This window comes from Mucilaginibacter aurantiaciroseus (assembly GCF_024055595.1).
Lineage (GTDB): Bacteria > Bacteroidota > Bacteroidia > Sphingobacteriales > Sphingobacteriaceae > Mucilaginibacter > Mucilaginibacter aurantiaciroseus.
The window spans coordinates 1,737,483-1,749,976 of record NZ_JAMXOF010000001.1 but is presented as its reverse complement, the minus strand read 5'-3'; the positions used below and the strand labels follow the sequence as shown (position 1 = coordinate 1,749,976).

Annotated in this window: 14 protein-coding genes; 12 read left to right on the top strand and 2 right to left on the bottom strand. The window is 42.9% G+C overall.

The window, feature by feature from the left end; all coding sequences use genetic code 11:
* Together NAF17_RS08030 and NAF17_RS08025 are read left to right on the top strand one after the other, a co-directional pair.
* Window positions 1-970 (top strand): phosphoketolase family protein (locus tag NAF17_RS08030; protein WP_502212828.1); only part of this gene is annotated, 970 nt, incomplete at its 5' end.
* A gap of 254 nt (window positions 971-1,224) precedes the next feature.
* The gene (locus NAF17_RS08025) at window positions 1,225-1,668 is read left to right on the top strand and encodes a cation-transporting P-type ATPase (protein WP_252757463.1); all 444 of its coding nucleotides are present in this window, start codon (window positions 1,225-1,227) and stop codon (window positions 1,666-1,668) included.
* Here the strand turns inward: NAF17_RS08025 and NAF17_RS08020 are convergent.
* The gene (locus tag NAF17_RS08020; RefSeq protein WP_252757462.1) at window positions 1,665-2,774 is read right to left on the bottom strand and encodes a PAS domain-containing sensor histidine kinase; all 1,110 of its coding nucleotides are present in this window, start codon (window positions 2,772-2,774) and stop codon (window positions 1,665-1,667) included. The genes NAF17_RS08025 and NAF17_RS08020 overlap by 4 nt on opposite strands.
* A gap of 395 nt (window positions 2,775-3,169) precedes the next feature.
* Here NAF17_RS08020 and NAF17_RS08015 point away from each other — a divergent pair, with 395 nt between their 5' ends.
* The 7 genes from NAF17_RS08015 to NAF17_RS07990 all read left to right on the top strand — a co-directional run bounded on the left by NAF17_RS08015 (window position 3,170) and on the right by NAF17_RS07990 (window position 8,514).
* Window positions 3,170-3,688, top strand: coding sequence for a hypothetical protein (locus NAF17_RS08015; protein WP_252757461.1), 519 nt, complete (start codon window positions 3,170-3,172; stop codon window positions 3,686-3,688).
* 283 nt (window positions 3,689-3,971) lie between these two features.
* Window positions 3,972-4,094: a carboxymuconolactone decarboxylase family protein gene (locus NAF17_RS18090; protein ID WP_256474441.1), complete on the top strand. Its 123-nt coding sequence runs from the start codon at window positions 3,972-3,974 to the stop codon at window positions 4,092-4,094.
* On the top strand, window positions 4,052-4,276 hold the full coding sequence (locus NAF17_RS08010; RefSeq protein ID WP_370340887.1) for a carboxymuconolactone decarboxylase family protein: 225 nt from the start codon (window positions 4,052-4,054) through the stop codon (window positions 4,274-4,276). The genes NAF17_RS18090 and NAF17_RS08010 overlap by 43 nt, the downstream gene beginning before the upstream one ends.
* Before the next feature lie 11 nt (window positions 4,277-4,287).
* A complete protein-coding gene (locus NAF17_RS08005) occupies window positions 4,288-4,887 on the top strand; it encodes a TIGR04282 family arsenosugar biosynthesis glycosyltransferase (RefSeq protein ID WP_252757460.1) in 600 nt (199 codons plus the stop codon).
* On the top strand, window positions 4,884-5,579 hold the full coding sequence (locus NAF17_RS08000) for a TIGR04283 family arsenosugar biosynthesis glycosyltransferase (protein ID WP_252757459.1): 696 nt from the start codon (window positions 4,884-4,886) through the stop codon (window positions 5,577-5,579). Before NAF17_RS08005 ends, NAF17_RS08000 begins: the two co-directional genes overlap by 4 nt.
* A 10-nt stretch (window positions 5,580-5,589) precedes the next feature.
* Entirely contained in the window at window positions 5,590-7,026 is a 1,437-nt protein-coding gene (locus tag NAF17_RS07995; protein ID WP_252757458.1) for a dihydrolipoyl dehydrogenase family protein, read from the top strand.
* Window positions 7,027-7,323: 297 nt separating this feature from the next.
* Entirely contained in the window at window positions 7,324-8,514 is a 1,191-nt protein-coding gene (locus NAF17_RS07990; protein ID WP_252757457.1) for a glutathione-independent formaldehyde dehydrogenase, read from the top strand.
* A 365-nt stretch (window positions 8,515-8,879) separates the two neighbouring features.
* Here the strand turns inward: NAF17_RS07990 and NAF17_RS07985 are convergent, their stop codons facing one another.
* Window positions 8,880-9,302, bottom strand: a complete 423-nt coding sequence (locus NAF17_RS07985; protein WP_252757456.1) for a hypothetical protein — start codon at window positions 9,300-9,302, stop codon at window positions 8,880-8,882.
* A 297-nt stretch (window positions 9,303-9,599) separates the two neighbouring features.
* Between NAF17_RS07985 and NAF17_RS07980 the strand changes: the two genes are divergently transcribed.
* From NAF17_RS07980 to NAF17_RS07970, 3 genes are all read left to right on the top strand, one after another.
* Complete coding sequence (locus tag NAF17_RS07980) at window positions 9,600-9,779, top strand: hypothetical protein (protein WP_252757455.1); 180 nt, start codon at window positions 9,600-9,602, stop codon at window positions 9,777-9,779.
* A 46-nt stretch (window positions 9,780-9,825) separates the two neighbouring features.
* Window positions 9,826-11,007, top strand: coding sequence for a glycosyltransferase (locus NAF17_RS07975; RefSeq protein WP_252757454.1), 1,182 nt, complete (start codon window positions 9,826-9,828; stop codon window positions 11,005-11,007).
* A gap of 383 nt (window positions 11,008-11,390) precedes the next feature.
* Entirely contained in the window at window positions 11,391-12,452 is a 1,062-nt protein-coding gene (locus tag NAF17_RS07970) for a phytase (RefSeq protein WP_252757453.1), read from the top strand.
* Window positions 12,453-12,494: the final 42 nt, after the last annotated feature.

The following is a 12,494-nucleotide window of genomic DNA, read 5'->3' as shown; positions in this document are numbered from 1 at the left end:
AGGTTACTTATTGACCGGCAGGCACGGCTTGTTTAATTGCTATGAGGCTTTCATTCATATTGTGGATTCGATGTTCAACCAACATGCCAAATGGCTGAAAATAACTTTAGAACTTCCCTGGCGCCGAAAGATCGCATCCTTAAATATCTTACTAACCTCCACCGTATGGCGGCAGGACCATAACGGGTTTACCCACCAGGACCCTGGCTTTATTGATCATGTGGTAAATAAGAAAGCGACAATCGTGCGGGTATATCTTCCGCCTGATGCGAATTGCCTGTTATCTGTAATGGATCATTGCCTTCGCAGCTATCATTATGTCAATGTGATTGTTGCTGGTAAGCACCCTGCGCCGCAATGGCTTACTATGGAAGAAGCGGTTGACCATTGTACGCGCGGTATTGGCATCTGGAAATTTGCCAGCAATGACCAGGAAACGGAACCGGATGTGGTGATGGCTTGCAGCGGTGATGTGCCGACATTGGAAGTATTAGCCGCCGTATCCATATTACGGGAACATTTGCCGGAACTAAAGATCAGGGTCATCAACGTGGTTGACCTGTTTAAGCTGCAAAAGTGCAGCGAACATACGCACGGCTTAAGCGACCCGGATTATAATGCCCTGTTCACGACCAATAAACCTGTGGTGTTTGCTTTCCACGGCTACCCCTGGCTGGTACACCGTTTAACCTATAACCGCACAAATAATGTAAATATGCACGTTCGCGGCTATAAAGAGGAAGGAACGATCACCACCTCATTTGATATGACTGTGCTGAATGAAATGGATAGGTTTCACCTGGTGATGGACGTGATTGACCGCCTGCCACAAACGGGAACTAAAGGTGTTTATTTAAAACAATTATTAGCGGATAAACTCACGGAGCACAAGCACTATATCAGTGTGCATGGCCAGGATATGCCCGAGGTGCTTAACTGGAAATGGATAACAAACTCTGAATTGAAATGAAAGAATTGGACACCCCGGTCGAAGAGGTAAAAGCCGCCTTGGCCGCTAAACAATTGGAGATGCAGCACACAGATCAGTTTTGTATTGGAAGCCTTTAAGAATATTCAGATGGAAGCCGTGTCGTTTATTTAAAGTGCAAATATTACCGCTCCGCAATCGGTTTCGATAGCCAGCTACCAAGAAGCGGCGAATGAAATACCCGGCGCGGTCAGTAAAATATTAGTGTAGGCATGGCCCCCCCCCCGTGTAAATTTTTGGCATTTAAGCAGGAAGAAGCTTTTCAGCAACTCCATACCGGGCAAAATGGTCTCGATGAACATGAAGTCGTCAGACTACGGCAGCAATATGGCTTCAATACCATCAAGGCTAATGGGTCATCCCCGGCTTTCTTACTCTTCCTGTCGCAATTCAAAAGCCCGATAACGCTGATCGCGGCGGCTTTGTTATCAGCAGGACTTGGTGATGTTGCCGATACCTTGATCATCCTCGCAATTGTGCTGATCAGCAGTTTCCTGGGATTTTGGCAGGAAAAAGGCGCTTCGGATGCGGTAACTGGTTTTACACGCAATATGAACCATATTACAGTAAATACAGATAGTCAAACTAGTTATACCGGTTTGTATATTGTATTAGGTATTGTTTTAATTAGTTTAGGTAGTAAAACGGTTAAAAGCTCTTTCGTTAAAGTTGTAGGTTAATTTAAGGGTAGGGTGAAAAAGAATATGCTCCCTTTACCTAATTCACTTTCTACCCATATCTTTCCCTGGTGCCGTTTAATTATTTCCGAACACAAGTAAAGTCCTATTCCAAACCCTGATATTTTTTCGGTTTCTTTACTTTCAACCCTATAGTTTGGGTCGAACAGCTTTTCAATATTTTCGGGGCTAATGCCCATACCCAAATCTTTTATACTAATCTGGACCTTATCGTCAACCTTGTGGCAAGATATTTCAATTAGCGAGTCTTTGCTCGAATATTTTGCTGCATTACTTAACAGATTAATAAGTACCTGCTCAATTTTATCCTGATCAGCATGCACCTGAATCGTTTCACAAGGAACTAAAACAGTGTTATCTGATGCAGTTATAAATTGAGTTTCTTCTATCACCTCATTGATCAAATCGTTGATTAGGAAATCTTGTTTATTCAAATGAATCTTCCCTGCTTCAGCCCCCGATAAGTTTAGTAGCCCGTTGATCATATTCAGCATTCTCTTAACCTGCCTCCCGGCTTTCGATAATGCGCCAATTGTAAAATGGTCTTTCTGTTTTTTTGCCCAGGTATTCAGCATTTGGATATAAGCCTTTAACACAGTAAGGGGTGTTTTTAGTTCATGACTTACCATGCCGATAAATTTGCTTTTCCTTAGATCATTGTGCTTTTGTTCGGTGATATCCATCACAACACCTGAAAAATAGCAGTTGTCGTCCTCCGTATTATTGCAGCCACCTAAAATGCTTAACCACCGTTGTTTGGTATCACCATCCGCAATAGGGAATACGATTGAAAAACTTTTGCGTTTTGTAAAAGCATTTTCGATGGTCGCGATAACCTCCGGCCTATATCTCTCAGGTATTTGGTGCATCGCCCCATCGAATGACATTTCTTTATCAGTCGCACATCCGAATAATTCTTTTGCACAGGGGGAAGGAAGAAAAACTCTTGTCGTAATATCTATGATCCAAATACCAATGTTCGTCGATTCAAGGGCAATGCCTGTTATATCTAAAGATTGGAAAGGCTTATACATCTCTGCTTTCGGAATGCTTTTTGGAAACGCGTTTTGTTCATTAATCTTATCCATTGTAAATTAATCAAATACAGTACCTTAGTTGCAAAACTACAATAAATTTAATAGATAGTTAAATATTTGGTGATTCGATAGAATGAGTAGTTTTTTTTCCTAAAATGGAAAGGATAGCTAAGGTCATATCAACTTACCGAAATAATAGACTCAAACTGCCTTTTGGCTAATTCATGAGCTCTCCGAAACATTCCTCGATCAAAAAGGCTGATCCCATTACAACTTGCGCATAATAAGAGATTGTCTCAACACGAGGTATTAAATCATATTAGAAATGTCTACGATCACCTTGTCCAGCTCATTTGCACTATTTGTCATCATTTGATTGATGTTATTTAGGTTGGTGTCCATTTCCACAGTAATTATTATATTGGCAAGCCCCATTGTATTTGCCAATGGCTTACAAATCACGTGTGATTGTAATAAGCCAATCTCCGTTAGTTTACCGCCATTGGTCACTATTTCGGCTTTGGCATCAACAAGGTCTGATCGGGATCCGTAATGTTACAACCTATGCAAAAGATTTCCACCGGTTGGTTTTGCTCATCAAATATGGCCTGCATTTCCCATTGGGTAATTACAATACCTCCAGGACCATTTTGTTTGCACAAAGTAGCAGGAAAAAGCCCGCCGGGATTTTGAAAAAACACGTCATACCCACTTCATCGCAAATTGGAAATACTAATCTCTTTGACCCCTGTTCACCAATTTGCAAATTCCTAAATAACAAATTGGTTATCAGCAACAAAAGCGATCAAACTGAAATTGGCGAAGATGGTCAATATAAGGTGGTTTATTTGGGTATGGGTGTATTCTCAGCTAATGCGCCAAATCCGGTTATGATGGCAGTAGGAACAATGATGGGACATCTGGTGTATGGGCTCGTATTTGGGCTGAGCACGAGGGGCAAATAACATTAATAATTTTGAATGATGAACAATCAAATCATTTTAAAAAAGATAACCCGACTAAATTTCAGGCAGGTTATTTACGTGATCATCGGGCTTGTACTATTGGTTAACGGCACAGCTGGAAAAGATTGGACAACCGGTATATTAAGTTTGCTCTTTTTATATCAGGGGGTATTTAACACTTGCCTGTTCGGGTCATGCACTGTTCCCAGGCGCTGATAACGCCGGCATGTCAGAAACATTCGCCTTATTCCAAGGTTAATACTGATATTGAAAGAAAAAAGAAATGAGCGATTACTATCATAAGGCTGGCGATCTGGCTAAATTTGGCAATATCGCTGAATATCAAAAGGAAATGGCTGATCAATTCTTTTCCTATTACGGGGGGTATTTAAAGACAGCCATTTAACCGCTAAAGAAAAGTCAATTATCGCCCTGGCGGTTGCCCATTCGGTACAATGCCCTTATTGCTTCGACGCTTACAGCAATTATGTTTATGAAAAAAGCTATAGTGAGGTGCAAATGATGGAAGCTGTACACGTTGCGGCGGCAATCAAAGGCGGCGCAGTATTGGCGTATGGTGTGCAATAATTAAAATTACCATGAGCAATAATATCTTATTGATATTTACACGTAATTTGATCTACGGCAAAGTAAAAACAAGGCTTGCAGCATCGATAGGCCATGATCATGCGCTGTTTGTGTACCGGTTATTGTTGGAACATACCGCGCAAGTCACAAAAAATATCGATGCTACCCGGATCGTATATTATTCGGGTGCGATAACAGACGGGGATGCCTGGAATAATTCTTACCTGAAAACCGTTCAGCAAGGCGGTGACCCGGGTGAGCGGATGGTAAAAGCGTTTGATGATAATTTAAAAAACGGGACTAAAAAGGTGATGATCATTGAGACGGATTGCTACGAACTAAACAGCGGGATAATTGCGGATGCTTTTTCGCAATTAGATCAGCATGATGTGGTCATAGGGCCCGCGCTCGACGGTGGTTATTACCTCTTGGGCATTAAGGCCTTTTATCCGGAACTATTCTATAATGTCGCCTGGAGTACGGCTTTGGTTTTAAAAGAAACCTTGACGTATTGCGACGATTTGTCGTTAAACTATTTCCGGTTACCTGTTCTGTCTGATATAGATGAGGAAAAGGACCTCGCCCGTGCCGACCTTTTGAGCAAATTATGATCAGCATAATCATACCTACATTTAACGAAGCGGATCAGATCGCATCCACGATCAACCGGCTCAAGGAGGCTATCGGGGCTTCGGATGTTGAGATCATTGTATCGGATGGAGGAAGTATGGACGGAACGATGCTGTTGGCAAAAGAGAGTGGTGCCTGTGTTTCCTTATCAAAAAGAAAAGGCCGGGCAGCCCAAATGAATACTGGTGCCGCCTTTGCAAAAGGCGATCTGCTTTACTTTTTACACGCGGATACCATTCCGCCGGAAGGTTTCCTCGCTGATATCGTCCAAGCCGTTACGCAGGGGTATGCTGCGGGTTGTTTTATGTTATCCTTCGATTACCCCCATTGGTTTTTAAAAGCAAACTGCTGGTTTACCCGTTTTGATGTGAACGCCCTCCGTTTTGGAGATCAGAGTTTGTTCGTCACCAAAGCATCGTTTGAACAGGCCGGAGGCTTCTGCGAGCAGCATATCGTCCTCGAAGACCAGGAACTGATCAAACGGCTAAGGAAACAGGTCCGTTTTAAAGTCATTAACAAGGCTGTAGTGACATCCGCCCGTAAATACCTGGAAAACGGAATTTACAGGACACAGGGCATTTTCTTTATCATTTATCTTCTTTACCGAATTGGTTTTTCACAGCAAAAGCTTGTGCGTATTTATAAAAAATTAATCAGGCAAGATAAGCTTTAACCCAGCGAATATGGCAAAACATGAATTTGATATCATTGTGATCGGCGCAGGTTCCGGGGGGTTAAGCGTAGGGTTGTTTATGAACCGGGCAGGCCTTAAAGTGCTGATGATCTCCCTGTCGGATAAGGACATTGGCGGGGATTGCCTGAACGACGGCTGTGTGCCGAGCAAAGCATTGATCCATGCGGCAAAACTGGTCAGGCATGCAAAAGAGGCGGCGCAGTTTGGTTTGGATGTGAGTGGGAGTGTTGACATCCAAAAGGTCATCAGCTATATCCGCTCAAAGCAATCTTTGATCAGGGTACATGAAAATGCACAATGGCTGCATGATCAAGGGATTACTGTGGCTTTGGGAAATGCTTGTTTTGCAGGGAGAAACCAGGTCGAGGTAGACGGAAAAATATATTCCGGGAAAAAGATCGTTATCGCCACGGGCTCTAAACCCCGGAAATTAACCATTGAAGGCGTTGAAAAGGTGAGCTACTTTGATAATGAAAGCATCTTTCATTTGGAGACCCTGCCGAAAAACGTATTGTGTATTGGCGGCGGCCCTATCGGAATGGAGATCGCGCAGGCTTTATCCCGCCTCGGCAGTAAAGTTACCGTTGTACATAAAAACTCATCGATACTGGAACACGACGATCCCGAAGTGACCACAATACTGATGGAACAACTTAAAAAAGAGGGTATAAAATATTTATTAAACACTCGTATTGACCGGTTCACATCCGCTAACGGGGCGGCTGTTAAAACTGCCGCAGGTGAAACAGAAGTTATTCATTTTGACGCGGTCTTTGTGGCGATAGGAAGGGAATTATCTTTGGAACGGCTAGCGCTTTCAAAAGCTGATATTGAAGTTGAAGGAAAAAGAATCGTTATTGACCGTTACCTAAGAACGACCAATAAAGATGTATTGGTTTGCGGAGACGTAGCGGACGACCTTCAGTTTTCCCATGCTGCCGAATTTCACGCCCGGCTGATCCTGAATAACCTATTTTCCCCTTTTAAAAAGAAACTCAATAACCAGTATATGTCCTGGGTCACTTTTACCGATCCGGAAGTGGCCACGTTCGGTTTAAGCGAAAAACAGGTAAAGGACAAGCGTATCAATTTCCGCAGGCTGGAAAAAGATTTTAAGGACGATGACAGGGCGGTAGTGAACAATTACCGGTATGGAAAATTGGTATTGCTTGTTAGCGAAGGCGGGTTTTTCAGGAAACAAAAATTATTGGGCGGAACAATGGTTGCCCCAAATGCCGGGGAACTTATTCAGGAACTTATATTGGCTAATTCAGTCAAACTACCTGTTAAAGCGATTTTTGACAAGGTTTATCCTTACCCGGTTGCTTCCCGTATCAATCAAAGCCTGGTTACCGACCTGATTTCCGAGGGGTTGACACCTGTGATCAAAGCGCTATTGCAAAAGGCCTATCAAATATTCAACTGACAGAATGGTAGCTTGCCTGGAAGCAAAGCGTGAGTTCAATTCCCATAGTTTTGAATCTGTCGAGTTGGGGCAGTTAGGCCTCTCTATACTGTAATTCTACAAATCGATTATTAAACACCTTGGTTTGTAGACACGCTGCTTGTTTTCCGGCTCATTGCAAAAATTATACCACATGTCATTTATTTATTATAAATTAATTTTATTATTCGAAAGTTAATAAAAAAACATTTATTCACATTTATGGCATGCTGCTTGATTAGGTATTGATAATATTTATTACACACTAAAATAGCAAAAATGAAAGCACTTGTTTATTACGGACCTAAAGATGTCAGGGTATCTGAAATGCCAGATCCTAAAGTTGAACAACCAACTGATGTACTGGTAAAGGTTACCACCACTAATATTTGCGGCTCAGACTTGCACATGTATGAGGGGCGGACGGATATGGAGGCAGGTAGGATATTCGGACACGAAAACCTGGGTGAGGTGATTGAGATAGGCAAAGCAGTTGTTAATATTAAAGTAGGTGATATGGTATGTATGCCCTTTAATATTGGCTGTGGTCATTGTAAGAATTGTGAAAACGGGCTTACTGGTTTCTGTCTCGAAATGAATCCCGGCTTTGCTGGTGCCGCCTATGGATTTGCCGGAATGGGACCCTTTGAAGGTGGGCAGGCAGAGTATTTAAGAGTGCCACACGGCGATTTTAATTGTTTAAAATTACCCGAAGACGCTAAGGAAAAAGAAAATGATTATGTAATGCTATCGGATATTTTCCCGACAGGTTACCATGCAACCCAATTGGCAGGGGTAAAACCCGGAGATAATGTAGTTATTTACGGTGCTGGCCCGGTTGGATTGATGGCGGCTCTATCTGCCTCCATTAAGGGCGCTAATAAAATTATGGTAGTAGATAATCATCCTGACCGTTTAAAGCTAGCTGAGGAATTTGGAGCCATACCTATTGACTTTTCAAAAGGGTCTGCTGTTGAACAGGTGTTAGAAGAAACTAATGGGATAGGTGCCGATTGTGGTTGCGAATGTGTGGGTTACCAATGTTGTGATAAACATGGACACGAACAAAACAACGCCACAATGAATGACCTTGTACTGGCTGTAAAAGCCACCGGTTCGATAGGCGTTGTAGGTGTTTTCGTCGCAAAAGACCCTAAAGCTAAGGATCCGATATCACAGAAAGGACACATGGATTTTGATTTTGGTAATTTTTGGATGAAGGGCATGAGTATGGCGACAGGCCAGGCCAATGTTAAAGCCTATAACCGCCAGCTTTGCGCATTAATTTCCAGTGGCAAGGCTAAACCATCTTCTATTATTTCTCATGAGATTTCGCTTGATGAAGCACCGGAGGCATACAAGCATTTTGATACACGCGATAATGGTTGGACTAAGGTGATACTTAAACCGGGAAAAAGTCCGGATAAATCTAAACAAGCTGCTAAGGAACGGGAACCAGTTTCCGTTTAGTTTTAAAAAAGACAAAGTTATAAAACCATAGCTTTGTCTTTTTGCAATCTTCCGAATGAAATTACGATTGTTCGTATAAACATAAACTTTTTGGGAAATAGCTTTTGGTTTATTGAGCGATGATGTGTTGGGCGGTTTATAAAAGGTTTGCCTTAATCTATATTTTTTTTAAAATCCTACAGCAACAAAAAAATGATTATAACTAAATTTTCATTTTAGTTTTTATAACTGATACGTTTTATAGAAACCAATATTCCGATCAAGTACGATGACCGGAGATATTGGTTTCTTTGATTTTACATTAAATTATTTGTAGGATAAATACATTCCGCATAGCATATTTTTATCTTTGCCGCTAACAATTACTAATAAGTTATTTTTAAAATATCATTTTTATTATCCTTTAAATACAGATTTCCTGCGCCGTCTGCTGCAAAACATACACTTGCAGATTCAAACGGTTCATAATATGCTCCTGGTTTAAAAACACTATTAAACTTTGTGATCAAGGTGCTACTTCCTTTATTACCATTTTTTGTTTTCCGAATTGAAAAGCTTCTCGTTAGCTGCCCAGGTACGTACCATTCATAAACCGCATAAATGTTTTCATTGCTATCAATAGCATATTTAGTGGCTGAATCATTGCTGCCGCCATTACCCGTTAACATAACTGGGTTATCTTGTGAAAATAAGCCCTTCAGGGTAAAATCAGTAGCTGTGGCTACGCCTGTAGATAAATTAAATTTATAATAACCATAGTTCATATTGCTGACTAGGTCGGTACCCATCAGGGTGTGCTTTTGTACGGTTGCGTTTACTTTATGAAAATTAAGCTGTTTAAAGGTTTTTGGGCGAATGCACAGCTGGTATAATTATCGGTTTTAAAACGACCGCCATTACAGCATCTGTAGGCGCATGAATAGAGCGGGTTAAGAATCACCCCTTTATTGACGATTGCTTACTTATACCCCGGTGTGCAATTATTGTTATCCCGCATCCAGCACCATCCTCCTGCACCCGCCTCTCATCTTTATTTATTTAATAATATACCCCTAACATTCCTGTCACACTAAGCCGGTAGCTTTATGGTGTTAAACATAAAACAAATGGAAATGGGATATTCATCGCTCGATCTGGCAATGCTACTTATTGCGGCATTTGTAATATGGGCCGCCTCGCGCGTACCGGTAAAACGTACCAACGAACAAAAAAAGCTGATGAGGCCGCGGCTTAAACAAAAGAACCAGCACCAGCACTCGTTGTAGTAGTTGCTGTGCCGGCGGGTTAAGTTTATTGTGAAAAGGAGAACCTTTGAGAAAAATTAAGGTTGCGTTTTTTGCCGATATATTGGTGGAAGACTTTGACGGTGCGGTGCGCACCATATACCAGCTGATAAAACGGATCGACCCGCAAAAATTCGAGTACCTGTTTATCTACGGTACCGGGCCGGATAAGATCTTGGGGTTCGACAGCCTCAGAGTCCCGAAGATGTCGGTGCCATTGAACGCCAGCTATTCTGTAGCCCTGCCCATGCTGGTTCAAAAGAAGTTGACTAACAAGCTGCATGCTTTTGGTGCCGATGTGGTGCACCTGTCCACGCCGTCGTTCCTGGGCAATTTCGGGCTGGATTATGCCAACCGGAGCGGCCTGCCTGTCATCAGCATTTACCATACCCACTTTATATCTTACGTAGATTATTACTTTAAGTACGCGCCTATGCTCATTAAAGGGCTTAAGCAGCGCATCGCCAGGGGCCACAAAAGCTTTTATAACCGTTGCGACAGGGTGTATGTGCCATCAGACAGTATCAAGGCCGAGCTTTGCGATATGGGCGTCTATCCCGCTAAAATGAAGATCTGGAAACGGGGAATAGACGCGCGCCTGTTCTCGCCCTACAAACGTGGGCGTAACCTCATCCGGCGCTTAACGGGCAATACAAACCCAACCATCATATTTGCCAGTCGCCTGGTTTGGGAGAAGAACCTCGAAACACTTTTTAATATTTACGACCTAATACAGCAGCGGGGCAACGCCGTAAATTTCTTAATAGTGGGCGATGGCACCGCCCGCCAGGCCTGCGAAGAGCGGATGCCCAAGGCGGCCTTTACGGGTAAGATAGACCATCAATACCTATCTAAATTGTACGCATCGGCAGATTTGTTTTTATTCCCTTCCGTGTCCGAAACTTATGGTAACGTGGTGGTAGAGGCCATGGCATCTGGCTTGCCCTGTGTTATTGCTGATGGCGGCGGCTCAAAAGATTTTATTGACCAGGGGGTTAACGGTTTTAAGTGCAGCCCCTATGATGCGGCCGATTATGTAGAGAAGATAGAGCTGGTCCTCAACAACAAAATCCTCAGCATTCAGCTATCTGCAGAAGGCCTCAAAATAAGCCGACAGTTGAGCTGGGAGCAGTTGGTTTACACGTATTTTGATGATGTAAGCAATTTGGTCATCAAGCGCCACGAAGGGCAGGAACTGGTTACGGTATAAACATATTTAGAGAATGTGCTGACGGATGCTTTTTTCCTGCGCATCAACCGGTCGGTTATTGTAAAACTGGGTTATATATATAATATTGAAAAGGTGACGGTGGCACGCTGGAAATGAGTAATGGTACGGAGGTAAGGGGGGAACAAAAGCAGGTAATAATAATCCTGAATTTGTTAACTTCCAGCTGAATAACCCGATAATAAACGCTGATTTTAATACCGCTTGAGATTTTCATTTACAAGGTAATTCACCCGCGTTAACCAAAGGTACTACTGCCTTTACTCGTAACCACAAAGCAGGTATCACCACGAAGAATGGTAAAACCTACACATCGCCGGAGCCTGCAACTTACGTTAGCGCTTATGGTGTTAAATTGTAATTTAATGAAGAGAACAAATTTATTTTCGTTAACGCCGCTGGCTTTGCTGGCACTAATAGCGTGTAAGCCGGCGGTTGATACCAATGCCATTAAACCGGTCATCATCACAGAAGCGGTTAAGTATGATACCGACGACCCTGCCATTTGGGTGAACAAGGCCGACCCGGCGAAAAGCCTCATCATCGGCACAGATAAAGATGCTGATGGCGCTTTATATGTGTTCGACCTGCAGGGGAAGATCATCAAGGATAAAGTGGTAAGGGGCTTGCATCGTCCTAACAATGTAGACCTTGCTTACGGGTTGATGTTAGGCGGCAAACCGACGGATATCGCTATCACTACCGAGCGCATTAGTCATAAGCTGAGGATCTATTCCCTGCCGGATATGAAGCCCGTGGATAAGGGCGGCATAGATGTATTTGTGGGCGAGATAGGGATGGAGTACCGCGATTTGATGGGCATCGCTATCTATACCGCTAAGGATGGTAAAATGTACGCCATAGTAGGCCGCAAGAATGGGCCTAAAACAGGCGGCTACATCTGGCAATATTTACTGGGAGATGATGGTACGGGCAACGTAAAAGCCACGCTTGTGCGCAAATTTGGCGAGTACAGCGGCAAAAAGGAGATTGAAGCTATAGCGGTTGATAACGAGCTGGGCTACATCTATTATTCTGATGAGCAAACCGGCGTGCGCCAGTACTATGCTAACCCTGCAAAAGGTAACCAGCAACTGGCCATATTTGGTACAACAGGTTTTAAAGCCGACCATGAAGGGATCTCGATATATAAACTTACGGATAGCACAGGATACATTATGGTGTCCGATCAGGGTGCAAACCGTTTCCAGATCTTTAGCAGAGAGGGAACCAAGCAGAACCCCTTTGAGCATAAATTACTAAAAGTAGCAAACGTACAAGCCACCCAAAGCGATGGATCTGATGTGGTAAACGTGCCCTTAAATGATACCTTTAAACACGGCTTGTTTGTAGTGATGAGCGACGACCGTACATTCCACTACTACCGCTGGGAAGATATTGCCGGTAAGGAACTGAAAGTGAAATAGGTTTTAAGTCCGAAAGTCAGTTGTACGAAAGTCCGGAAGATG